The following is a 22,792-nucleotide window of genomic DNA, read 5'->3' as shown; positions in this document are numbered from 1 at the left end:
CCATGGGCAGCCTGCCGAAGTTCCTGCCGATCACCGTGATCGACTCCAATGCCCCGGTTCCGGCCGAGGCCCATTCGCACCACCACGAGGCGGGGGCGCAGGGGCCGCGCTCGCTCGGGCAACCGGCGCCGTGCCGGCTTTACGTGGACGAGACCGCGATCAGCGAGGCCGACATCGCCCGCGAGATGCAGCACCACCGGGCGATGCGTCCGGAACAGTCGCGGGCCGAGGCGGCACGTGCGCTGGTGGTGCGCGAGCTGCTGCGCCTTGAGGTGCAGCGGTTGGGCCTGCACGCAGCGCAGGGTGGCCGGGTGAGTGACGAGGAAGTGCTGATCCAGCAGCTGATCGAGGACGCGATCGAAGACCGCGTGCCCAGCGACGAGGACTGCCGGCGCTATTTCGAACAGAACCCGGAACGCTTCCGTTCGCCCGATCGCGTGCGCCTGCGCCATATCCTGCTGGCGGCACCGGCCGATGACGTGGCCGGGCGGCTGGATGCACGCAACGAAGGCGAGCGGCTGGTGGCCGAGCTGAAGGAGGCTCCGCACCTGTTCGCCGACTTCGCCCTGCGCCATTCGCGCTGCCCGTCCAGCAGCGACGGCGGTGATCTGGGATGGCTGCAGCGTGGCCAGACCACGCCCGAGTTCGACCGGCAGGTGTTCCGGCTGCGCGAGGGCCTGGCCGGTTTCCCGGTGGAATCGCGCTGGGGCTACCACGTGGTCTGCATCGACGCGCGCGAGGAGGGGCAGCCGCAGCCTTTCGAGGCGGTGCTGCCGCAGATCCGCGACTACCTGGAACTGCAGGTGCGCCAGCGCGAGGTGCAGGCCTACCTGCTGCAGCTGCAGGAACGCTACCCCGTGCGCGGGCTGGATGAGATCGAAGCTGAAGCCGGGAACGGCTGACCCACTCTTGGGAAAGGAGATTGCATGAACCAGGCCCTTGCCCCCGTCAGTGCCGGGCAGCAGCAGCGTGCGCTGTGGCTGAGCACCTTCGCCTTCACCGTGTGCTTCGCGGTGTGGATGATCTTCTCCATCATCGGCATCCAGATCAGCGAGCAGCTGGGGCTGAACGACACCCAGTTCGGCCTGCTGATCGCCACCCCGGTGCTGACCGGATCGATCAGCCGGGTCTTCCTTGGCATCTGGTCGGACCAGTTCGGTGGCCGCAAGGTGATGGTGCTGGTGATGCTGTGTGGCGCGGTGGCCACCTGGATGCTGACCTACGCCCACACCTACACCCAGTTCCTGTTCGCTGCGCTGTGCGTGGGCATTGCCGGTGGCAACTTCTCGGTGGGCGTGGCCTATGTGTCCAAGTTCTTCCCGGCCAGCAGGCAGGGCACGGCACTGGGCATCTTCGGCGCGGGCAACATCGGTTCAGCGGTGACCAAGCTGCTGGCGCCGCTGGTAATGGTGGCGGCCGGCTGGACCATGGTGGCCAAGGTCTGGGCGGTGGCGCTGGCGGTCACCGCTGTGCTGTTTTTCCTGTTCAGCAAGGAAGACCCGTCGCTGGAGCAGCGCCGCCGTGACGGCGTCAAGCCGGTGCCGTTCGCCGAGCAGATGGCACCGCTGAAGAACCTGCAGGTGTGGCGCTTCTCGCTGTACTACTTCTTCGTGTTCGGCGGCTTCGTCGCCCTGGCACTGTGGCTGCCGCACTATCTGGTGGGCGCCTACGGCATGGACGTGGGCCACGCCGGCATGCTGGCGGCCTGCTATTCGATTCCGGCCAGCCTGTTCCGCGTGGTCGGCGGCTGGATGGCTGACAGGATCGGTGCGCGGCGGGTGATGTACTGGACCTTCGGCGTCTCGGCCATCTGCACCTTCCTGCTGGCCTATCCGGATACCGAGTATGTAGTGAAGGGCATCCACGGCCCGATCCACTTCCACCTGGCCATCGGCGTGGTGATGTTCACCGTGCTGGTGTTCGTGCTGGGCTTCTTCATGTCGCTGGGCAAGGCGGCGGTCTATAAGCACATTCCGGTGTACTACCCGCAGCACGTGGGTGCGGTGGGCGGCGTGGTCGGCATGATCGGTGGCCTGGGTGGCTTCATCCTGCCCATCGTGTTCGGCGCGCTGAACGATGCGCTGGGCATCTGGAGCAGCTGCTTCATGCTGCTGTTCGTGCTGGTGGCCACGGCGCTGGCGTGGATGCACTTCGCGATCCGCCGGATGGAGCGCCGGCATTTCCCGCAGATCGACCGCGAAACCGACCTGCCCGAAGCCATCGACGCGGCCGCGGCCGATCGCGCACGGCAGCAGCGTCACGCTTGATTTCAATCAGGACCCTGCGCAGAGGAACGCTGGAAAATGTCCGCCATGAGCTTCCCCGTCGATGCAAGCGAAGACACCGCACTGAAGGCTGCATTGCTGCAGCAGCCGCGCCACGTACTGTTTCCGGCCGCCGACCAGTTCAGTGCCGGCTTCGGCGAAAGTGGCTGGCGCGCAGCCGTGCGGGCCAGCAACGAGCACCTGATTCCGCGCGGCCTGACCCTCGGGTTCCAGGCGGGGCGGGCAGGGCAGCTGACCACCGCCAACATCTATCTGGATACGCTGTTGACCGCCCTGCGGCGCCAGGCCGATGTGCTGGCCGACGACCGCGAAGTGGTGGCCATGGTGCTGCAGCTGGGTCTGGCCGAGGTACTGGGTGCCAGCGCGCTGGGCCAGCTGCTGGATGCCGTGCCCCAGCATCTGCGCACGGTGGCTCGGCCGCAGGTGGAAGTGCGGCTGGATGCCGGTAGTACGCTGGCCCCGGCGCAGCTGCGTGCGGTGGGCTGTACCCGGCTGACCGTGATCGATCGTGCCGATGCAATGGGGCCGACCCTGCTGGCGCAGTCACGCCAGGTTGGGTTCACTGCGCGCTACTACCAGTTGCGGGTGCCATCGCTCGCGGATCAGGGCTTCATCGAACGCGTACATGAAGTGCTGGCCGAGGCACCCGAACGGGTGCTGCTGCCCGCGCCGTGCGGGTTGCCGGAGCAGCCGGCGGCCGGGCAGTGGCTGCAGGCCTGGCGGCTGCTTGGCGATGCCGGCTATGTCGCCATCGGTGGCGACCACTACCAGCGCGGTGACCTGCCCGATCCCAACGGGCCCGGCGATGGCCAGCGCCATTGTGACCTGGCCGGCGTGCCGCGCCGCGACCGCAGCGACTTCGTCGGCCTGGGGCTGGCGGCCTGCAGCCAGATCGGCGAGGTGTTCTACCGGCTGGAGGACGACCTTGCACAGTGGCAGGCACGCCTGCAGGCCGGCCAGATCGGCGTGACCGCCGGGCTGATCCTGTCCGAGCAGGAGCGGCTGTCGGCCGAGGTCGCGCAGAGCCTGGCCTGCGACCATTCGGTGGATGCCGCCGCCTTCGAGTGGCGCAACGACGTCGCCTTTGATGATTGTTTCGCCGAGGCCACGCCGGAACTGCAACCGCTGCTTGCGCGCGGCTGGGCGCACTGGGATGCGCGCGTGCTGCGCCTGGCTGCGGAGGGGCGGCTGCTGTGGCGTATGATGGCGGCATGTTTCCGGCCGGCGGTCGCCAGCGCTTGAGTGTCGCTCCGATGTCCATGAATCCGCCTTCCCGCGGCCGCCTTGGCCAGGCCACACCGAACCCCGCCGCCGCCGATGACGGTGATGCGCTGCATTTCTGCAGCACCTGTGCGTTTTCCGATGCCTGCATCTCGCAGGGCTATGACAAGACCGCGCTGGGTGACCTGCACGTGCTGGTCGACCATGTGGGTCCGTTCCATGCCGGTGACTATATCTTCCGTGCCGGCGAACAGTTCGATTCCATTGCCGCGGTGCGTGCAGGCATGGTCAAGACCTTCGTCGATGACAGCCAGGGCAACGACCAGGTGCTCGGCTTTGCCCTGCCGGGTGAAGTGATCGGCCTCAATGCGATCCACGGTTCGCGCTTCCCCTGCAATGCGGTGGCGCTGGATACAGTGCACCTGTGCCGCATTTCGTTTCCCAAGCTGAGCCTGCTGGCCACGCGCATGCCTGGGCTGCAGGCCAAGCTGTTCAGCCTGCTCAGTGCGGAGATCGGCAAGGTCGCCACGCTGGCCGCCAACCACCGCACCGAGGAGCGCATGGCCGCGTTCCTGCTGGACATGTCCGCGCGTTACGCGCGGCGCGGTTTCTCCGCCACGCGCTTCAACCTGACCATGGCCCGCACCGAAATCGCCAACTACCTGCGCATGGCGCCGGAAACCGCCAGCCGTGTGCTGCGGCGCTTGAGCGATGACGGTGTGATCGCGGTCAAACAGCGCGAGATCCTGCTGCTGCAACCTGAGCGCCTGGCTGCGCTCGCCATGGCCGACGAATCCGAACCAGACTGATACCCACCGGGAGCCGATGATGAAGCGTGCAGGACTGTTGTTACTGGGGGTGCTGGCCGCGATGCCGGCCTGGGCCGCCGACCTGACGGTGTCGGCGGCGTCGAGCCTGACCGAGAGTTTCCGCGAACTGGGCGCGGCCTACGAAAAGGCCCATCCGGGCACCAAGGTCGATTTCAACTTTGCGGCCTCCGGCGTGCTGCTGCAGCAGATCAGCCGTGGTGCGCCGGTGGATGTGTTCGCCTCGGCCGACGAAACCACGATGGACCAGGCCGGGCAGCAGAAGCTGCTGGCGCCCGGCACCCGCCAGGTATTCGCGGTGAACGCGCTGTGGGTAGTGGTGCCACCGCAGGCCAAGGCCGCACCGCGTGCGCTGAAGGATCTGGCCGGTGCCGGCGTGCAGCGCATCGCGCTGGGCAACCCGGACAGCGTGCCGGTGGGCCGCTACGCCAAGGGCACGCTGGAGAAAGCCGGGCTGTGGCCGGCGGTGCAGGGCAAGGCCATCACCACCCAGAACGTGCGGCAGTCGCTGGACTACGTGGCACGGGGTGAAGTGGATGCCGGCTTCGTCTACGCCACTGACGCGCAGGCGATGCCGGACCGCGTGCGCCGCGCCTTCGAGGTGCCGGTGAGCGGGCGCATCGCCTATCCGCTGGCGGTGATCCAGGCCAGCACTCATGCGGTCGAAGCGAAGCGCTTCACCGCCTTCGTCCGCTCGCCGCAGGGCCAGGCGATCCTGGTCAAGCACGGGTTCGGCAAGCCCTGAGGCATGGATCTGGACTGGAGCGCGCTGGGCTTGTCGCTGAAAGTGGCCGGCTGGGCCACGGCGATCAACCTGGTGCTGGGCGTGGCACTAGGCGCACTGCTGGCGCGCCGGCGCTTTCCCGGCCGTGAGCTGCTGGATTCGGTGCTGACCCTGCCGATGGTGCTGCCGCCGACGGTGCTGGGCTACTACCTGCTGGTGCTGATCGGCCGGAATGGCCCGATCGGCGTGTGGCTGCAGTCGTGGTTCGGCATCAACCTGGTGTTCACCTGGCAGGCGGCGGTGATTGCCGCCGCGGTGGCCTCGCTGCCGCTGGTGTTCAAGCCGGCGCGGGCTGCGTTCGAAGGCGTCGATGGCCAGCTGGAAAATGCTGCGCGCACGCTGGGCGTGTCCGAGGCGGCGGTATTCTTCCGCATCACCCTTCCGCTGGCCTGGCGAGGCATTCTCGCCGGGCTGCTGCTGGCCTTTGCGCGTGCGATGGGCGAGTTCGGGGCCACGCTGATGGTGGCGGGCAGCATCCCGGGCCGCACCCAGACGCTGTCCATCGCCATCTACGAGGCAGTGCAGGCCGGGCAGGATGGCAAGGCCAATGCGCTGGTGATCCTCACCTCGGTGGTGTGCATCGTCATCCTGCTGCTGGCCGCGCGGCTGGTCGGCGGGCGCCGCCAGGAGCTGCGCGATGTGGCTTGACCTGCAGGTGCACCGGCCGATGCAGGCGGCGACGCCGCAGTTCGTGCTGGACGTGGCGCTGCAATGCACGCAGCGCCAGGTGGTGCTGTTCGGCCCCTCGGGCGCGGGCAAGAGCCTGACCCTGAAAGCGGTGGCCGGCCTGCTGCGGCCCTGGCGTGGCCATGTGCGGCTGCAGGGCCAGGCGCTGTTCGACAGCAGCAGCGGGATGAACCTGCCACCGCAACGGCGCCGGCTGGGCTATGTATTCCAGGACTACGCGCTGTTCCCACACCTGAGCGTGCGCCAGAACGTGGCCTTCGGCCTGGAACGTGGCTGGTTCAATCCGCGCCGTGGTGCGCGCATCGACGCGGTGGAGCGCTGGCTGCACGCGTTCCGTATCGATCACGTGGCCGACCTGCTGCCGTCGCAGGTCTCCGGCGGCCAGCGCCAGCGTACCGCGCTGGCGCGCGCCCTGGTGACCCAGCCGCAGGCGCTGCTGCTGGATGAGCCGTTTGCCGCGCTGGACCATGACCTGCGCCAGCACCTGCGGCAGGAACTGCAGGCGGTGCTGGTTGAAACCGGCATTCCGCTGCTGCTGATCAGCCACGACCCGCACGACGTGGACATGTTCGGCCAGCAGGTAGCACGCATGGTGGACGGCCGCATCGTCAGCGATTGAGGTAGTGCCGGCCGCTGGCCGGCAACCCCGCAATCCTGAGGAGCCGGCCAGCGGCCGGCACTACCGATCAGCGGTCCGTTGCCCACTGGATGAATGCCCAGCGCCGGGTCGGGGCCATGCCGAACCGATGCTGCGGCGCGCAGCCCGCCGGGCATGGCCCGGCGCTACCAAGGGCAGCAGCGTGCCGCAGGCGGTAGCGCCGGGCCACGCCCGGCGGAATGGATCCCGGCGTCAGTACAGCTCGCAGTGCGTGCGGCCTTCACCGCGCAGCGCGTCCCACTGCCCCTGGCCCCCGATCGCATCGATGGCCTCGCGTACCGCGCCTTCCAGATGCCGCTTGTTGCCACACAGGTACAGATGCCCACCACGTGACAGCAGGTCGCGCACGTCGTCGGCGCGTTGCTGCAGCACGTGCTGTACATAGACCTTTTCGGTGCCGTCACGCGAGAAGGCGGTGTGCAGCCCGGCCAGCAGGCCGCCAGACTGCCAGTCCTGCAGCTGTTCGCGGTACAGATAATCGTGCTCGCGGTGCTTCTCACCGAACACCAGATGCACATCGCGCGCACAGGCGCCGGCCTGCAGTTCCTGCATCAGGCCCATCAGTGGTGCGATGCCGGTGCCGGTGCCGACCATCAGCAGTGGCGCGTCGGGGGCGTCGGGCAGATGGAAGCCGGGGTTGGAGCGGCAGTACACGCGGGCATGGCCACGGCCATGCAGCAGGCTGCCGGTGGCCGTACCGAAGCGCTCGCGGCCGCGCAGGGTGTAGCGCACTTCGCGCACGCACAGGCTTACCTGGTCATCGCCAGGATGGGAGGCAATCGAATAGGCGCGGGGCAGGCGCTGCGAGAGCAGGCCGCACAGCCGTTCCAGCGGGACGCTGTCCGGGGTCGCGTGGTCCTGCAGCAGGTCCAGCATGTCCAGCCCGTGCAGGTAGGCGTCCATTTCGCGTTTCTGGCTGACCTTGAGCAGGCCCTTCAACGTCTCGCTGCCGCTGAGGCGGGCCAGCTCGCGCAGCACGCTCTTGCTGTGCAGGCGCAGTTCGCGGTCCTGCAGGGCGGTGATGGCAGCAGGATCGCCGTACCACGTGGCCAGCGCCTGCAGCAGTGACGGATCGTTGTCGGGCACTACGTGCAGGGTGTCGCCGGCCCGGTAGGCCATGCCGCTGCCGGCGATCTCGAGTTGCAGGTGCCAGGCCGCCGGCCCATGGCTGTTCAGGCGGCGGCGTTCGAGGATGGGCGCGGCGAAGGCGTTGTCCTCACCATAGGCCGTCACCTGCAGCCGCAGGTCCTGGCCGGCGGCCAGATCCCCCTGCAGCACCTGGCCCAGCACCGGCCGCCATTGCTGGAAGAACTGTTCGTAGCCGAGGTCGGCATCCACGCGATGCAGCAGAGGGATGGCCTTGCGCTCGCTCAGCGCCGTGTCCAGCGCCTTGGTGAAGCCGCAGAAGCTGGGGTAGCCGGTGTCGCCGAGCCCGAACACTGCGTAACGCAGGCCCGGCAGCTCGGTGATCTGGCGGAGGCTGTCGAAGAACTGCTCGCCGTTGGCCGGCGGCTCGCCATCACCGAACGAACTGGAGATGGCCAGCAGCACGTCGCCGTGGCCGAGGCTGGCGACATCGATCTGGTCGAACGGCAGGACCTGCGGCGCGTGCGGCTGCAGGTCCGGGTCCGCGCCCAGGCGCTGGGCCAGGGCGCGGGCATTGCCCGATTCGGAGGCGAAGCCCACCAGCAGTCGACCGATGGGGAGCCCCGACAGGTGGCTGGCGGGCAGCGCGTTCATGCGGCTTCGTAGAAGTCGTCGAAGGTTTCCTTGCTGAACTCGACCAGGTCGTAGTTCTGCATCAGATCGTTCACCACGCGGCGGATGCTGATGTACGAGGTGATGTTGCCCTCGGCGTCAAACAGGGGCTGCACGGTGGTATCGACCACGTAGAGCGCGCCGCCCTTGCCGAGGTTCGGCACGATGCCGGTCCAGATCTTGCCGGCCTTGATGGTGTCCCACATGTCCTTGTAGACGGCCTTGGGCACGTCCGGGTGGCGGACGATGCTGTGCGGCTGGCCGATCAGCTCCTCGCGCGCAAAGCCGGTGAGCGTGCAGAACAGGTCGTTGGCATAGGTGATGTTGCCCTGCAGGTCGGTGGTGGAGATCACCATGACGTTCTGCAGGGCGTTCAGCAGCTGGGCGTTGTCGGGGGTGTAGCTCATCGCAGGTCCTCTGGAAGCCGGCAGCGCCGGTGTTGGGGTTCCTGCATAGAGATACGCGCCCGGTGAATGCTGCGGATTGATATTGGTCAAGTGCAGCCGGGTGAGGCCCTGCGACCGGGTGACGCAGGGTGCCCGCAGCGGTGCGCACCCAACGTTGCGTACTGAACTGATGACGCGCTGTCACAAACAAATCGCCATCGCTTCACGGCTGTTTGATATGGAACAGTGCACATTCGCGTAGAGCCTACGCAAACGTCCCCCACGTTCCGCGACGACTTCCTTCCCAGACCTGGCGCCCATTCGGGCGTGGCTGGCGTCTGCCTGACTGATTCAGAGAAGTTCACCATGGCCCTCGACCTCGTCGCCGATTCCCTGCACGATCCCGTTGCAGAGACTGTCCTGCCCGCCCTCGACCTGGTGCCGATCGGCACCCGCCGTGGCCCATCACAGCCGATCGAACTGCCGGAGCTGGTGCAGCGGGTACTGTTCGTTGCCACCGAAATGGCGGACTTCATCAAGGCCGGCGGCCTGGGTGATGTGGCAGCCGCGCTGCCGCGCGCGGTGCGCAGCGGCTGTGATGCACGCGTGCTGTTGCCGGGCTATCCCGAAGTGCTGCAGCGCCTGCCGCATCTGCGTGAGGTAGGTCGCGTCGCCGGGCGTGCCGGGCTGCCGGCCTGCACCGTGGCCATGGCGCTCCAGGCCGATGGCCTTCCTATCTATGTGCTGCTGTCGCCGGCGCTGTACGAGCGCGAGGGTTCGCCCTACGTGGATGCGCAGGGCCGCGAATGGCAGGACAACGCGGTGCGTTTTGCCACCTTGTCCCATGCCGCTGCGGAAGTGGCCGCCGGTCGTGCCGGGCTGGACTGGGCGCCGCAGCTGCTGCACCTGAACGACTGGCCGGTGGCGATGGCCGCTGCCTATGTACGCTGGGATCGAACCGCGGTGCCGACCCTGCTGACCATCCACAACCTGGCCTACCAGGGGCTGTTCCCGTTTGCTCTGGCGCCGACCCTCGGCGTACCTGCGGAGCATCTGGACGAACTGCATTTCCATGGCCATATGTCCTTCCTGCAGGGCGGCATTGCCAATGCCACCCGCCTGAACACGGTCAGCCTGCGCTATGCGCAGCAGATCACCGCTGCCGAGGATGGCTGTGGCCTGCACGAACTGCTGGCGCAACGCGCTGCCGGTGGACACCTCAGTGGCATCGTCAACGGCATCGACGCCAGCTGGGATCCGCGCCGTGACATTCACCTGAAGGCACGTTTCAGCATCGGCCAGTGCGCGGGCCGTGAAGAGAATGCGCAGGCCGTGCGCCAGGCCTTTGGGCTGCAGCCCTCGTCGGGCCCCTTGTTCGCCGTGGTCTCGCGTCTGGTCCATCAGAAGGGCCTGGACATCACCTGTGACGTCGCCCCGCAGATTGTGGCGGCCGGTGGCCAGCTGGTGGTGATCGGCGGTGGCGAGCCGCAGGTGGAAGCGCAGGTGCAGGCACTGGCCCAGCGCTACCCCGGGCGGGTCGGCGCCTTCATCGGCTTCGAGGAGGGCCTGGCGCGGCAGATGTTCGCCGGCGCTGATTTCCTGCTGATGCCCTCGCGCTTCGAACCCTGCGGCCTCAGCCAGATGTATGCACAGCGCTTTGGCTGCCTGCCGGTCGCGCACGCGACGGGCGGATTGGTTGATACGGTCGAGGACGGCGTGACCGGGTTCCTGTTCCATGGTGCCAATGCCGATGGGCTGCGCCGCTGCGTGGAGCGGGCGATGCGCACGTTCCGGCTGCCGGCACTGATGCACGCGATGCGACGTGCGGCGATGCTGCGTCCGGGCGGTTGGGAAACGGCCGGCAAGGCCTACCTGGCGCTGTACCAGCAGACCTGCCAGGTGGCTGCATGAACGACGAGGGGCGGGGTGCGGTGGCATTCGACTACGACGCGGTGACGCAGGGTGATGAGGTTGCGCCGATGGCGGCCGAGTTGCAGGCGCTGGTGCAGGGTCGCCCGGCCGATGCGTTCGCCTGGTTGGGCCCGCATGCCGATGGCAACGGTGGTCGTGTGATCCGCGCGCTGGTTCCGAACGCACAGCGGGTGGAGGTGATCGAGGGCAGCGGCCGCCGCTGGGACCTCCGTTGCACTGATCTGCCGGGCCTGTTCGAGGGGCGCGCCGGTGCCGACGCGGTCCCGCTACTGGCGCTGCACTTCCCCGATGGCGTCGAGCAGGTGCACGACGCATATGCGTTCGGCCCGCTGCTGGATGAGGCGCTGCTGCAGCGTATCCACCAGGGCGACGCCGAAGCGGTGCGCGCGCTGGGCGCTACCGAAATGACCGTTGAAGGCATCGAGGGCGTGCGTTTCGCCGTCTGGGCACCGAACGCGCAGCGCGTGGCGGTCGTCGGCGACTTCAATGGCTGGGACGGTCGCCGCCACCCGATGCGGTTGCGCCATGCCGCAGGCGTGTGGGAGCTGTTCATCCCCGGGGTGCGGCCGGGCGCGTGCTACAAGTTCCGTCTGATCGGCGCAGACGGCCAGACCCTGCCCGACAAACTCGACCCGATGGCACGCTGGGCCGAGCGCTCACCCGCCACCGCCTCACGCGTGGTGTCTGCCGCGCCGCTGCAGTGGACCGACCAAGCTTGGCTGCAGCGGCGCAGCCGGCAGGGCATCAACGCGCCGTTGTCCATCTATGAGGTACACGCGGGATCCTGGCAGCGCGCCGAGGATGGCAGCGTGCTGGATTGGGATGCACTGGCGGATCGGCTGATCCCCCACGTCACCGGGCTGGGCTTCACCCACATCGAGCTGCTGCCGATCAGTGAGCATCCCTTTGGTGGCTCCTGGGGCTACCAGCCGCTGGGCATCTACGCACCGACGGCGCGCTACGGCACCCCGGAAGCCTTTGCCCGCTTCGTGGACCGCTGTCACCAGGCCGGTCTGGGCGTGATCGTTGATTGGGTCAGCGCGCATTTCCCCGACGATGCCCACGGTCTGGCGCGCTTCGATGGCACCGCCCTGTACGAACACGCCGATCCCCGTGAGGGCAAGCATGCCGACTGGGACACGCTGATCTACAACTACGGCCGCAATGAAGTGTCGGCCTACCTGATTGGCAGCGCCCTGGAGTGGATCGAGCACTTCCACATCGACGGACTGCGCGTGGATGCAGTGGCGTCGATGCTGTATCGCGATTACAGCCGCCCCGAGGGGCAGTGGGTGCCCAATGCACAGGGCGGCCGCGAGAACCTGGAGGCGGTGGCCTTCCTGCAGCGCATGAACCAGACCCTGCGCGAGCGTTTCCCGGACGTGCTGGTGATCGCCGAGGAGAGCACGGCCTGGCCCGGTGTGACCAATGCGGTGGCCGGCGGCGGGCTGGGCTTTACCCACAAATGGAACATGGGCTGGATGCACGACACGCTGCACTACCTGCAGCGCGACCCGGTGCATCGCCCGCATCATCACAGCGAGATCAGCTTCGGCCTGGTCTATGCCTTCTCAGAACGTTTTGTGTTGCCGCTGTCGCATGACGAGGTGGTGCACGGCAAAGGCTCGCTGCTCACCAAGATGGCGGGCGACCGCGTCCAGCAGTTCGCACAGCTGCGGGCGTACTACGCCTTCATGTGGGCGCACCCGGGCAGCAAACTGCTGTTCATGGGGGGCGAGTTCGGTCAGTCGGGCGAGTGGGCACACCAGCGCGGACTGGAATGGGAGCAGGCGGCGACAGCCGAGGGCGGCGGATTGATGCGTCTGGTCGGTGATCTGAATGCACAACTGCTGCATCAGCCCGCACTGCATCGCGATGAGCGCGACGAGCGCGGCTTTGCCTGGAGTGTGGCCGACGACAGCCGTAACAGCGTTTACGCCTTCATCCGGCAGGACCCGACCGGCGACGCACCGGCGATGCTGGTGGTCAGCAATTTCACGCCTGTGCGCCGCGAGGGCTACCGCGTTGGCGTACCCGAATCCGGCCTGTGGTCGGAGCGGTTGAACACCGACAGCCACCATTATGCAGGCGGCAACGCCGGCAATCTGGGCGCGGTGGCCACCGATGCGAGACCGATGCACGGGCACGCGCAATCACTGCGACTGACCCTGCCGCCGATGTCCACGCTGTACCTGCAGGTTGTCGCATGACCGCTGCCGGTCGTCTGGGTGCGTGGCCAGCGGGCGCGGGGATGGTGGAGTTCAGGCTGTGGGCGCCTGACATCAGCCAGGTGGAGCTGGTACTGGGCGGCGCCACGTTACCGATGCTTCGGCAGGCCGATGGCCTGCATTGGATCCGCACGACGGCGGGGCAGGGCGATCGTTATCGCTTCCGCCTGCCGGATGGCAGCGAGGTGCCGGATCCCGCTTCGCGCTGGCAGCCCGAGGGTGTTGAAGGCCCCAGCGCCGTCCTGGCCGAGGATGCGTATGCCTGGCAGACGCGGGATTGGGGCGGCGTCGCCTGGCCGGACATGGTGATCTACGAGGTGCACGTCGAGGCAGCCGGCGGATTTGCCGCGCTGACGGCGCAGCTGCCGATGCTGGCGGCGACGGGCATCACCGCCATCGAGCTGATGCCGGTGGCGCAGTTCCCAGGGAGCCGCAACTGGGGCTATGACGGTGTATTTCCCTACGCCCCGGCACAGGCCTATGGCGGACCCGAAGCACTGAAGCGATTCGTCGATGCGGCGCATGCCGCCGGCCTGGCGGTGCTGCTGGATGTGGTCTACAACCACTTCGGGCCACAGGGCAACCATCTGGCGCAGTATGCCAAGGACTTCTTCCACAGCGGTCGCAACACCCCGTGGGGTGAGGCCATCAATTTCGAACAGCCGCATGTGAAGCGCTTCTTCATCGACAACGCGCTGATGTGGCTGCAGGAGTATCGGTTTGACGGGCTGCGCCTGGATGCGGTGCACGCCATCGATGATGACCGCTTCCTGCAGCAGCTGAGCGATGCGATCCGCACCGAGGTGCCGCGCGCGCACCTGGTGCTGGAAAACGAGCGCAACCAGGCGCGCTGGTTGCGAGGCGCCTACCAGGCGCAGTGGAATGACGACTTCCACAATGCGCTGCATGTGCTGCTGACCGGCGAGCACGAAGGTTACTACGCCGCCTACGCGGGCCGTGCCGAAGCGCTGCTGGCGCGCTGCCTGGCTGAGGGCTTCGCCTGGCAGGGTGAGCCCGACCTGCATGGCGAGGCCCGTGGCGAGGCGAGTGGCGACCTGCCGCCGTCGCGTTTCGTCGTGTTCGCGCAGAACCACGATCAGGTTGGCAATCGCGCCTTTGGTGAGCGCCTGAGCCAGCTGCTGGAGCCTCCGGCGCTGCGCATGGCCACCGCGCTGACTGTGCTGACGCCCATGGTGCCGCTGCTGTTCATGGGCGAGCCGTGGCAGGCCACGTCACCGTTCCTGTTCTTCACCGATTACCACGCGCCGCTGGACGAAGCAGTGCGCGAAGGGCGTCGACGTGAGTTCGCTGGCTTCAGCGCATTTGCCGACGCCGCCTCGCGGGCGCGGATTCCCGACCCGAATGATCCCGCGACGCTGCAGGCATCGTATGTGCCGCCACCGGCCGCCGGATTTGCGGCACAGGACTCGCTGGCGTGGCTTCGCGATCTGCTCGCCCTGCGCCGACGCTGCCTGCAGCCCGGGCTCGAGCAGGCGCGCTCGCTGGGCGCGACGGTGCTGGGCACGGGCGCGGTGCAGGCGGGGTGGCAGTTGCCTGTCGGGCAATGGTGGATCGCCATCAACGCAGGGCCTGCCGAAGTGCCGCACTCGCTGCCTGACGGAGAATCGCTGCTGGATCTGCCCACCGGCCCGTGGCTGCAGGCGGGCGGTGGTCTGCAGCTGCGCTGGCTGCCGGCATGAGCGGCGATATAGCGCTGCAGGCAGCCGCGCGTTCTGCGGGGCTGATGCCGCAGTGGGAGGATGTTGCCGGGCGGCATTGCGAGGTGGCGCCGGAGGTGCTGCGCGCTGTTCTGCAGGTGCTGCAGCCGCAGGCGGAAACGGCGGGTGCGCTACTGCACACCGCGATCTGCGGGGAGGCGGTGGTCCTGCCGGGTGCTGCAGGCGCAGCGTGCTGGGTCGATGAGACCGGCCGGCAATGCGATGCGCAGCAGGATGCGGCTGGGCGATGGCCGGTGCCGCTGCAGCCTGGCTACTGGCACTGGCAGCAGGGGCCGCGTCGCATCGCGGTCGCCGTCGCACCGCAGAAGGCTTGGTGGCCCGCGCATCTCGACCGAGGCTGGGGCCTGGCGGCGCAGGTCTACAGCCTGCGCAGCGCAGGCGATGCCGGCATCGGAGACAGTGCCGGTTGTGCACCATGGCTGCAGCGGCTGGGGCAGCACGGTGGGCAGGCGCTTGCGCTCAGCCCGATGCACGCCGGCTTGCCGCCGGGTGCCGGCTACAGTCCATATTCGCCCAGCGACCGCCGCTGGCTCGACCCGCTGCAGGCCTCGTTGTTGCAGGCGCTACCGGATGCCGCCCGCGCCGTGCTGTCGGAGGATCCAGCGCTGGCCGAGGCGGTGAACGCTGCTACGGCCGCGCGGCGGATCGACTGGCCCGGTGCGGCTGACCTCAAGTGGCGCTGGCTGCTCGCCACGCGACGGCAGCTGCAGCAGGCGCAACCCGATCTGTGGGCCGAGGTCTGCCAATGGCAGGACCAAGCAGGCGCGGCGCTGCAGGAATACGCTGCGCTGGCGGCCGATGCCCGCAGTGGCAACGCGCAGGACCACGCCTTCGCACAGTGGGTCGCGCAGCGCTGCTGGACACAGCTGCACTCGCAGGCCCGCAGCAATGGCGCGGCCATCGGCCTGATTGCCGATCTGGCGGTGGGCTGCGCACCCGACGGTGCCGAAGCGCGAACGCAGGCCCACGCCATGCTGGCCGGCCTGGAGCTGGGTGCGCCACCTGATGCCTTCAATACCCTGGGCCAGGCGTGGGGCATCACCAGCTTCTCGCCGCTGGCCCTGCGCAGCCAGGGCTATGCGCCCTTCATCCACCTGTTGCGGGCGGTCATGGCCGGCCGTGGTGGCGTGCGCATCGACCATATCCTCGGCCTGCACCGGCTGTGGGTGCTGCCGCAGGGCGCATCCGCCCGCGACGGGGTCTATCTGCAGTTTCCGCTGCAGGATCTGTTGAACCTGCTGGTGCTGGAATCGTGGCGGCACCAGTGCCTGGTGATCGGTGAGGACCTGGGTGTGGTTCCGGCAGGCATCCGCCAGCAGCTGGCCGCGCGCGGTGTGCTGGGTGTGGATGTCCTGCCGTTCACCCGTGATGCGGCGGGCTTCCTGCCTTCCGAACGCTGGCGCCGCGACGCCGTCGCCATGCCGTCGACCCACGATCTGCCGCCGCTGGCCGGCTGGCTGCGCGGGCGTGATCTGCGCTGGCGCGCACGGCTGGGCGAAATCGAAGACCTGCCCTCAGCACTGGGGCAACGGCGCCTGGATGCCGTGGCCCTGTCCGACCTGATTCATGGAGATTGCGTGGAAGACGATGCACTGGGCCTGCTGGCCAGGACCCCCTCGCGGCTGGCCCTCCTTCCATTGGAAGACGCGCTGGGACTGCGTACACAGGTCAACCTGCCGGGTACCGTCGGTGGCCACCCGAACTGGCGGCGGCGCTTGCCGCTGCACTGGAATGAGGCCGCACTGCAGTCGCGGCTGCAGCGCGTCAGCGCGGGTCGCGACGGAGGCCACGCATGACCGCACTTCGCGCGACCGCACGCCTGCAGCTGCATGCCGGCTTTGATTTCGATGCAGCGGCGGCACAGGCGGACTATTTCGCCACGCTGGGCGTCAGTCACCTGTATCTGTCACCCATCGCCGCAGCGATGCCGGGTTCCACGCACGGTTACGACGGCATTGATCCCACCCGGATCAACCCGGAACTGGGCGGCGCGGACGGCTTCCTGCGGCTGGCGCGTCGCGCCCGCGAGCGTGAGCTGGGGCTGCTGCTGGACATCGTGCCCAACCATCTGGCCGCCGCGCCGCAGAATCCGTGGTGGTCGGACGTGCTGATGCACGGGCGGCGCAGCCGCCATGCGCAGTGGTTCGACATCGACTGGGAGGCGGCCGGCGCGGGTCAGCGGCTCTGGCTGCCCGTGCTTGACCGACCGCTGCAGGGGGCCATCGAGGCTGGCGTTCTGCGAGTAGAAGAGTTCAAGGACCAGCCCTGCCTGGTCCATCACGATCTGCGCCTGCCGTTGTCGCCGCGCAGCTATCCGTTGCAGCCTGGCGCCCGCCAGGGCTGGATCGAGCGCTGCAACCGCTCCGCGGAGCGCATGCACATGCTGCTTCAGCGGCAGCACTATCACCTGGCGTGGTGGCGTACCGGCGGCGACCAGGTCAACTATCGGCGCTTCTTCGACATCACCTCGCTGGCCGCGTTGCGGGTCGAGCGCGAGGACGTCTTCGATGCCGTGCATGCGCTGCCGCTGCGGCTGGTGCGCGAGGGCTGGGTGGATGGCCTGAGGATCGACCACATCGACGGTCTGGCCGATCCAGGCGGTTACCTGCAGCGGCTGCGGGCACATCTCGATGCCGCCGCAGAAGCCTGCGGTCGTCGTGGTGCGGACATCACCCTGCACGTGGAAAAGATCCTCGCCGAGGGTGAGGCATTGCCTGCCGGCTGGGCGTGCAATGGCACCACGGGCTACGACTTCATGGACCAGGCCGGTGCGTGGCTGCATGCACCCGATTCGGCGAAGGCCTTGAGTGACCAGTGGCAGGCGCGCTCAGGCGACACGCGCAGTCTGGAGCAGGTGCAGCAGACGGCCCGCGATGCACTGCTGGATGGATCGCTGCACGCAGACCTGCAGCGACTGCTGGTCTGTGTGCGGCAGACAGTCGGTGAGGCGGCAGGCCTCAGTGACATCAGCGACGCGATGTTGCGTCGGGCACTCTGCGCGCTGCTGCGCCACTATCCGGTCTATCGCCCCTACGCATTGCAGACAACGGCCGAGCGGAGTTTTCTGGCCAGGGCCGAAGCAGCTGCCGTGCAGGGTCTCGACGCCGCGGGGCGCGCGGCCGTGAGCCTGCTGGTCAGCGCCCTGCAGTCGCCCGAGAGCCAGGAACTTCGCGTGCGGTTCGGCCAGCTTTCGGCACCGCTCAATGCCAAGGCGGTGGAAGACACGGCGTTCTATCGCTACTTCCGTGCGCTGTCACGCAACGAGGTTGGAAGCGATCCGCAGCGCATCGGGCTTGACGGCGAAGCGTTGGTTGAAATTGCCGCGGCCCGTGCGCGCCAGCACCCGCTTGCGATGCTGGCCCTGGCTACACACGACCATAAACGCGGCCCGGATGTGCGTGCGCGCCTGGCGCTGATCAGCAGCGATGTCGGGGCATGGCAGTCGGCGCTGGCCGATTGGGAGCAGCAGTGCGCGGCGGCAACGATGCCTATGCCATTGCCCGCTGCCGAAAGCTATGCGCTGTGGCAGGCGCTGGTCGGCGCCTGGCCGATGCACGGCGCGCCCGCCGCGGACTTCCCACAGCGCATGGACCAGTGGCTGCGCAAGGCGCTGCGGGAAGGCAAGCGGATCAGCAGCTGGCTCGATCCCGACCTCGCCGTTGAAGACGCCGCGCAGCAGTGGCTGCAGGCCTTGATGCAAGCCAGGGAACTGCAGGGCGTGCGCGATGCGATGACGGGTTTCGTGAGGACGCTGGCAGCCGCCGGTGCCAGCAACGGGCTTGCACAGCTGTGCCTGCAGCTGTGCCTGCCGGGTGTTCCCGATATTTACCAGGGCACCGAGTTCTGGGATCTCAGTCTGGTCGATCCGGATAACCGGCGCCCCGTGGATTTCGCACAGCGCGCACAGGCATTGGCTGATGATCGATCGTGGTCGGACTTGCTGCAGGACTGGCACGAAGGCGCGCCGAAGATGCGCCTGCTCTCGCAGCTGCTGCAGCTGCGGCGCGAGCATCCGGCGTTGTTCCTGTGCGGAACGCTGCGGAACCTGTCCGATCCCGCTTCAGCAGATCTCGTCTTCGTGCGTGAGCACGCAGGACAGGTGCTGCTGGTGGCGGTGCGCAGGGCGAGTGCCGAGCGATGCCCCGGTCCTGCCCTTGCGTGGACCGAGGACGCGGAGCAGCGCGTGACGGCGGTGCCGCAACGAACGATGCACAACGTGCTGGACGGTCGCACGGAGATTTTCAACGGTTCCGCCTCGGATGCGCTGCTGTTTGACGGCAGCCCCGTTGCGGTGTGGATCAGCCAGGAGAGTGGGGCAGATGGACAGCAGTGAGCGACGCCGACGCATCGAGATGCTGGCGCACCAGATCTGGGAGGCCGAGGGCCGCCCGGATGATCAGGAACAACGTCATTGGCACATGGCCGAGCGTTTGGTGGAAGCAGAGATAGCAGCCCTACATGCGGGTAAGGACGAGAACGATGGCAACCCGTAAGTGGACCCAGACCTCGCGCGTCCGCGAGGGCAGGCCGTTCCCGCTGGGTGCGACCTGGGATGGGCTGGGAGTGAATTTCGCGCTGTATTCGCGCCATGCCACCAGGGTGGAACTGTGCCTGTTTGATGCGCGCAACCGCGAGATCGAGCGCATCGCGCTGCCGGAGTACACCAACGAGGTGTGGCATGGCTACCTGCCGGATGTGCGCCCGGGCCAGCGCTATGGCTACCGCGTGCATGGCCCCTATGCGCCGCAGGATGGGCATCGCTTCAACCCGAACAAGCTGCTGCTGGACCCCTATGCCAAGCAGATCGTGGGCGAGATCAAATGGGCGCCGCATCTGTTCGGCTATACGCTGGGACACCGCGATGGCGATCTGAGCTTCGACCGCCGCGACAGCGCGCCGTACATGCCGCGCTGCGCGGTGATCGATCCGGCGTTCAGCTGGGGCAGCGAGCGCGCGCCCGCAACGCCCTGGGACCGCACGGTCATCTACGAAGCACACGTGCGTGGACTGACGATGCAGCATCCGGGCGTCCCCCAGGCCGAGCGCGGCACCTTCTCGGCGCTGCGGCACGATGCGGTGGTGGACCATCTGGTGTATCTGGGGGTGACGGCCATCGAGCTGCTGCCGGTGCATGCCTACGTTGATGACCAGCAGCTGCTGGAGCGCGGCCTGCGCAATTACTGGGGCTACAACACCATCGGCTTCTTTGCGCCGCAGCCGCGCTATCTGTCGCTGGAGACCGTGGCCGAGTTCAAGCAGATGATCGCCCGCCTGCACAGTGCCGGCATCGAAGTGATCCTCGACGTGGTCTACAACCACACCGCCGAGGGCAATGAACTGGGGCCGACGCTCTCGTTCAAGGGCATCGACAATGCCAGCTACTACCGCCTGGCCGATGACCGCCGCTTCTATATCAACGATACCGGCACAGGCAACACCTTCGACCTGACCAACGCCGGCGCCCTGCGCATGGTGATGGATTCACTGCGCTACTGGGTGACCGAGATGCGCGTCGATGGCTTCCGTTTCGACCTCGCCACCATCCTTGGGCGCGAGCGCCATGGCTTTGATCCGTCGGGCAGCTTCCTCGATGCGGTGCGCCAAGACCCGGTGCTGAGCCAGGTGAAGCTGATCGCCGAGCCGTGGGACATCGGCCCCGGCGGCTACCAGCTGGGTCAGTTCCCGCCGGGATGGGCCGAGTGGAATGACCGGTTCCGTGACACGACCCGTGCGCTGTGGCGGGGTGATGCGGGCCAGTTGCCGGAGTTCGCGGCCCGCTTCACCGGGTCTGCGGACCTGTTCGACCACCACGGCCGCCGGCCCTCGGCCAGCATCAACCTGGTCACAGCGCACGATGGCTACACCCTGCACGACCTGGTGAGCTACAACGACCGCCACAACGAGGCCAATGGCGAGGACAACCGAGATGGCCATTCGCACAACCTGTCGTGCAACCACGGCGTGGAAGGCGATACCGACGATGCGGGCATCCTCGCCCTGCGTTCGCGGCAGATGCGCAACCTGCTCGGCACGCTGCTGCTCGCGCAGGGTACGCCGATGCTGCTGGCCGGCGATGAGTTCGGCCATTCGCAGCAGGGCAACAACAATGCCTACTGCCAGGACAATCCGCTGAGCTGGATCGACTGGGAGCGCGCGGCGCAGCCGGGTCCGCAGGCGCAGGCGGCCTTCGTTCGGCGCGCGTTGGCATTGCGCCGGCGTTATGGACTGCTGCGACGCAATCGCTTCCTGACCGGCGACTTCGACGCGTCGCTCGGAATGCGCGACATCGAGTGGCGGCGCCCCGATGGGGAGCCGATGGGCGAGGGCGACTGGCACAACCCCGAGCAGCGTGCGTTGCTGATCGTGCTGGACGGCCGCAGCCCGGACAGCGGACTGCGCGAGCCCGGGCGCCATGTCAGCCTGGCCCTGCTGCTGAACCCGAGCGATCAGCAGCAACGGTTCCGCCCTTCCGACGAGACGTTGTCGTTCCGTCGCGTAGTCCTGCAGACCGATGACGCGCCACTGGAGATGGATGAGGAGGGGCAATGGACCTTGCCCGCCCGCAGCCTGTGCCTGCTCGCATCCAGCAGCGCAGCGTGATGCTGCGGCAAGGGTAGCGCCGGGCCATGCCCGGCGGGTGCCGCGTCACCCCAGCACGTACCGCAGCACGCCCGCCGACACCACGCCGATCAGCACCGTCGGCAGCATCGACAACCGCGTGGCGGCCAGCAGGGTAATGGCCAGCGCCGCCAGGTCGGCCGGGTTGTCTGCCACGAAGTCCGGTGCGATCACCGAGATCAGCACGCAGCCCGGCGCCGCCTCCATCACCGTCACCGCGCGCCTGCTCAAGGTGCGGTTGCGCAGGGCGAGGTAGCCGACGATGCGGGTGAGATAGGTGACCGCGGCCATCAGCACGATGGTCAGCAGCGCGGTCCAGTGGATCAGTCCGCCGAGGATCATGCTGCGTCCTCCGCCAGCAGCCACGCCGCGGCCAGGCCGGCCAGCGGGCCGCTGGCCACGTACCAGGCGCCGGGTACCAGCAGGTAGGTGCCCGCCGCCACCACCAGGCTGACCAGCCAGGGCCGCGCGGGCTTCATGCCCTGCCACATGCCACGCAGCAGGACCAGGAACACGGCCGGGAAGGCCATGTCGAAGCCATAGGCATGGATGTCGCCCAGCAGCGGCCCGACCAGTGCGCCGAGGGTCGTGCACACCACCCAGACGGTGTAGAGGCCGGCCGAGACACCCAGGTAATAGGCCAGGCTGAAGCCCAGCGCCCGCCGGCGGGCATCGGCCACGCCCAGCGCCCAGCTCTCATCGCACATGAAGAACAGTGCGGGCAGTACCCGGCGCCGCGGCAGGTGCTGCAGCAGCGGGGCCAGGCTGGCGCCCATCAGCAGGTGGCGGCTGTTGACCAGCGCGGTGATCGCCACGATCAGGGCGATATGCGGCGGCGAGGTCCACAGCTCGACGGCAGCGAATTCCGAGCCGCCGGCGAAATTGAGACCGGTCATCAGCGGTACTTCCAGGGCGCTCAGGCCCTTCTGTGCGGCCTGCGCACCCAGCACCAGGGCGAACGGCAGGAAGCCGATCATCACCGGGACGGCGGCGCGCAGGCCGCGCAGGAATTCGGCACGCGGCGCGGTGTCGCAGGCGGGGTCGGGCAGGGGCAGGGTGGTGCGGGCGTCCATGGAGCGATCGCGTGTGTGGGGACGACCATGCTAGCGGCGAAGCCGCAGAATCGGGTTGCGTTGATGCCGCAATGATCCGACTATTTGAAATCCTGTGCGCTCTTGTGCCAATCCGGTGAAATGCCATGCAGAACGAGCTTGACGCCCTCGACCGCCGCATCCTCGATGCCCTGCAGCGCGATGGCCGGCTGCAGAACCTGGAGCTCGCCCGCCAGGTGGGCCTGTCACCCTCCGCGTGTCTGCGCCGGGTGCGCCTGCTGGAAGAGGGCGGCTACATTGATCGCTACGTGGCGCTGCTGAACCCGGCCAAGGTGGGCCGGGGGTTCACCGTGTTCGTGCGGGTCTGGCTGCGCGGGCAGGACGAGGACACCACCAACCACTTCATCAACAGCATCAAGTCCTTCCCGGAAGTACTCGAGTGCCACCTGATGGCGGGCGACTGCGATTTCCTGCTGCGGGTGGCGGTGGCCGATCTCGATGCCTACCGCCAGTTCCAGATCCGGCACCTGAACCGGATCGCCGGCGTGCAGAACACCAAGACCGAGATCCCGATGCAGCGGATCAAGCAGACCACCGAATTGCCGCTCTGAAACCCG

Annotated in this window: 19 protein-coding genes; 15 read left to right on the top strand and 4 right to left on the bottom strand. The window is 67.9% G+C overall.

The genetic code is table 11. From position 1 onward, the window contains the following. Window positions 1-2 precede the first annotated feature (2 nt). The 7 genes from C1925_RS11715 to C1925_RS11685 are packed head-to-tail and all read left to right on the top strand — an operon-like array spanning window position 3 to window position 6,423. Window positions 3-902, top strand: a complete 900-nt coding sequence (locus C1925_RS11715) for a peptidylprolyl isomerase (RefSeq protein ID WP_108769033.1) — start codon at window positions 3-5, stop codon at window positions 900-902. A 24-nt stretch (window positions 903-926) separates the two neighbouring features. Then, window positions 927-2,267: a nitrate/nitrite transporter gene (locus C1925_RS11710; protein ID WP_108769032.1), complete on the top strand. Its 1,341-nt coding sequence runs from the start codon at window positions 927-929 to the stop codon at window positions 2,265-2,267. 45 nt (window positions 2,268-2,312) lie between these two features. Further along, window positions 2,313-3,527: a coproporphyrinogen III oxidase gene (locus C1925_RS11705; RefSeq protein WP_108769031.1), complete on the top strand. Its 1,215-nt coding sequence runs from the start codon at window positions 2,313-2,315 to the stop codon at window positions 3,525-3,527. Between the two features lie 11 nt (window positions 3,528-3,538). After that, the gene (locus C1925_RS11700; protein WP_108769030.1) at window positions 3,539-4,315 is read left to right on the top strand and encodes a helix-turn-helix domain-containing protein; all 777 of its coding nucleotides are present in this window, start codon (window positions 3,539-3,541) and stop codon (window positions 4,313-4,315) included. A gap of 19 nt (window positions 4,316-4,334) precedes the next feature. Next, window positions 4,335-5,078, top strand: coding sequence for a molybdate ABC transporter substrate-binding protein (modA, locus tag C1925_RS11695; protein WP_108770694.1), 744 nt, complete (start codon window positions 4,335-4,337; stop codon window positions 5,076-5,078). A 3-nt stretch (window positions 5,079-5,081) separates the two neighbouring features. Next, the gene (gene modB / locus C1925_RS11690; protein ID WP_108769029.1) at window positions 5,082-5,765 is read left to right on the top strand and encodes a molybdate ABC transporter permease subunit; all 684 of its coding nucleotides are present in this window, start codon (window positions 5,082-5,084) and stop codon (window positions 5,763-5,765) included. Next, window positions 5,755-6,423 carry an ATP-binding cassette domain-containing protein gene (locus C1925_RS11685; protein WP_108769028.1) on the top strand — a complete coding sequence of 223 codons (669 nt, stop codon included), beginning with the start codon at window positions 5,755-5,757 and terminating at the stop codon, window positions 6,421-6,423. The genes modB and C1925_RS11685 overlap by 11 nt, the downstream gene beginning before the upstream one ends. Window positions 6,424-6,654: 231 nt before the next feature. Here the strand turns inward: C1925_RS11685 and C1925_RS11680 are convergent, their stop codons facing one another. Continuing rightward, a complete protein-coding gene (locus C1925_RS11680; RefSeq protein WP_108769027.1) occupies window positions 6,655-8,202 on the bottom strand; it encodes a sulfite reductase flavoprotein subunit alpha in 1,548 nt (515 codons plus the stop codon). Next, on the bottom strand, window positions 8,199-8,627 hold the full coding sequence (locus C1925_RS11675) for a PAS domain-containing protein (protein WP_108769026.1): 429 nt from the start codon (window positions 8,625-8,627) through the stop codon (window positions 8,199-8,201). The genes C1925_RS11680 and C1925_RS11675 overlap by 4 nt, the downstream gene beginning before the upstream one ends. A 345-nt stretch (window positions 8,628-8,972) precedes the next feature. Between C1925_RS11675 and glgA the strand changes: the two genes are divergently transcribed. Genes glgA through glgX form a run of 7 tightly spaced genes read left to right on the top strand, consistent with a single transcriptional unit; the run spans window position 8,973 to window position 21,105 of the window. Continuing rightward, window positions 8,973-10,517: a glycogen synthase GlgA gene (glgA, locus tag C1925_RS11670; RefSeq protein ID WP_301553955.1), complete on the top strand. Its 1,545-nt coding sequence runs from the start codon at window positions 8,973-8,975 to the stop codon at window positions 10,515-10,517. Beyond that, window positions 10,514-12,748 (top strand): 1,4-alpha-glucan branching enzyme, encoded by a 2,235-nt coding sequence (locus C1925_RS11665; RefSeq protein WP_108769025.1) that lies wholly within the window; start codon window positions 10,514-10,516, stop codon window positions 12,746-12,748. The genes glgA and C1925_RS11665 overlap by 4 nt, the downstream gene beginning before the upstream one ends. Beyond that, window positions 12,745-14,466, top strand: coding sequence for a malto-oligosyltrehalose trehalohydrolase (treZ, locus tag C1925_RS11660; RefSeq protein WP_108769024.1), 1,722 nt, complete (start codon window positions 12,745-12,747; stop codon window positions 14,464-14,466). The genes C1925_RS11665 and treZ overlap by 4 nt, the downstream gene beginning before the upstream one ends. Next, entirely contained in the window at window positions 14,463-16,301 is a 1,839-nt protein-coding gene (locus C1925_RS11655; RefSeq protein ID WP_108769023.1) for a 4-alpha-glucanotransferase, read from the top strand. Before treZ ends, C1925_RS11655 begins: the two co-directional genes overlap by 4 nt. Continuing rightward, window positions 16,298-18,838, top strand: coding sequence for a malto-oligosyltrehalose synthase (treY, locus tag C1925_RS11650; protein ID WP_108769022.1), 2,541 nt, complete (start codon window positions 16,298-16,300; stop codon window positions 18,836-18,838). The genes C1925_RS11655 and treY overlap by 4 nt, the downstream gene beginning before the upstream one ends. Continuing rightward, entirely contained in the window at window positions 18,825-18,998 is a 174-nt protein-coding gene (locus C1925_RS11645; protein WP_108769021.1) for a DUF2934 domain-containing protein, read from the top strand. The genes treY and C1925_RS11645 overlap by 14 nt, the downstream gene beginning before the upstream one ends. Further along, window positions 18,985-21,105: a glycogen debranching protein GlgX gene (gene glgX, locus C1925_RS11640; protein WP_108769020.1), complete on the top strand. Its 2,121-nt coding sequence runs from the start codon at window positions 18,985-18,987 to the stop codon at window positions 21,103-21,105. The genes C1925_RS11645 and glgX overlap by 14 nt, the downstream gene beginning before the upstream one ends. Before the next feature lie 45 nt (window positions 21,106-21,150). Here glgX and C1925_RS11635 read toward each other — a convergent pair whose 3' ends face one another. Further along, window positions 21,151-21,465, bottom strand: coding sequence for an AzlD family protein (locus C1925_RS11635; protein ID WP_108769019.1), 315 nt, complete (start codon window positions 21,463-21,465; stop codon window positions 21,151-21,153). Further along, on the bottom strand, window positions 21,462-22,196 hold the full coding sequence (locus C1925_RS11630) for an AzlC family ABC transporter permease (RefSeq protein ID WP_108769018.1): 735 nt from the start codon (window positions 22,194-22,196) through the stop codon (window positions 21,462-21,464). Before C1925_RS11630 ends, C1925_RS11635 begins: the two co-directional genes overlap by 4 nt. 125 nt (window positions 22,197-22,321) lie before the next feature. Here C1925_RS11630 and C1925_RS11625 point away from each other — a divergent pair, with 125 nt between their 5' ends. Beyond that, window positions 22,322-22,786, top strand: a complete 465-nt coding sequence (locus tag C1925_RS11625; protein ID WP_108769017.1) for an Lrp/AsnC family transcriptional regulator — start codon at window positions 22,322-22,324, stop codon at window positions 22,784-22,786. Window positions 22,787-22,792: the final 6 nt, after the last annotated feature.

Origin of the sequence: Stenotrophomonas sp. SAU14A_NAIMI4_5 (assembly GCF_003086795.1) — a bacterium.
Taxonomy (GTDB): domain Bacteria; phylum Pseudomonadota; class Gammaproteobacteria; order Xanthomonadales; family Xanthomonadaceae; genus Stenotrophomonas.
Note: the sequence above shows the minus strand (reverse complement) of the source record. Positions and strands in the feature narration are given on the sequence as shown.

Bases quoted from the DNA above. Each gene is read 5' to 3' on its own strand.
- treZ (WP_108769024.1), top strand. From the start codon at position 12,745: ATGACCGCTGCCGGTCGTCTGGGTGCGTGGCCAGCGGGCGCGGGGATG.
- C1925_RS11645 (WP_108769021.1), top strand. From the start codon at position 18,825: ATGGACAGCAGTGAGCGACGCCGACGCATCGAGATGCTGGCGCACCAG.
- C1925_RS11630 (WP_108769018.1), bottom strand. From the start codon at position 22,196: ATGGACGCCCGCACCACCCTGCCCCTGCCCGACCCCGCCTGCGACACC.
- C1925_RS11665 (WP_108769025.1), top strand. From the start codon at position 10,514: ATGAACGACGAGGGGCGGGGTGCGGTGGCATTCGACTACGACGCGGTG.
- glgX (WP_108769020.1), top strand. From the start codon at position 18,985: ATGGCAACCCGTAAGTGGACCCAGACCTCGCGCGTCCGCGAGGGCAGG.
- C1925_RS11680 (WP_108769027.1), bottom strand. From the start codon at position 8,202: ATGAACGCGCTGCCCGCCAGCCACCTGTCGGGGCTCCCCATCGGTCGA.
- C1925_RS11625 (WP_108769017.1), top strand. From the start codon at position 22,322: ATGCAGAACGAGCTTGACGCCCTCGACCGCCGCATCCTCGATGCCCTG.
- modA (WP_108770694.1), top strand. From the start codon at position 4,335: ATGAAGCGTGCAGGACTGTTGTTACTGGGGGTGCTGGCCGCGATGCCG.
- C1925_RS11705 (WP_108769031.1), top strand. From the start codon at position 2,313: ATGAGCTTCCCCGTCGATGCAAGCGAAGACACCGCACTGAAGGCTGCA.
- C1925_RS11715 (WP_108769033.1), top strand. From the start codon at position 3: ATGGGCAGCCTGCCGAAGTTCCTGCCGATCACCGTGATCGACTCCAAT.
- modB (WP_108769029.1), top strand. From the start codon at position 5,082: ATGGATCTGGACTGGAGCGCGCTGGGCTTGTCGCTGAAAGTGGCCGGC.
- C1925_RS11700 (WP_108769030.1), top strand. From the start codon at position 3,539: ATGTCCATGAATCCGCCTTCCCGCGGCCGCCTTGGCCAGGCCACACCG.
- C1925_RS11685 (WP_108769028.1), top strand. From the start codon at position 5,755: ATGTGGCTTGACCTGCAGGTGCACCGGCCGATGCAGGCGGCGACGCCG.
- C1925_RS11675 (WP_108769026.1), bottom strand. From the start codon at position 8,627: ATGAGCTACACCCCCGACAACGCCCAGCTGCTGAACGCCCTGCAGAAC.
- treY (WP_108769022.1), top strand. From the start codon at position 16,298: ATGACCGCACTTCGCGCGACCGCACGCCTGCAGCTGCATGCCGGCTTT.
- C1925_RS11655 (WP_108769023.1), top strand. From the start codon at position 14,463: ATGAGCGGCGATATAGCGCTGCAGGCAGCCGCGCGTTCTGCGGGGCTG.
- C1925_RS11635 (WP_108769019.1), bottom strand. From the start codon at position 21,465: ATGATCCTCGGCGGACTGATCCACTGGACCGCGCTGCTGACCATCGTG.
- C1925_RS11710 (WP_108769032.1), top strand. From the start codon at position 927: ATGAACCAGGCCCTTGCCCCCGTCAGTGCCGGGCAGCAGCAGCGTGCG.
- glgA (WP_301553955.1), top strand. From the start codon at position 8,973: ATGGCCCTCGACCTCGTCGCCGATTCCCTGCACGATCCCGTTGCAGAG.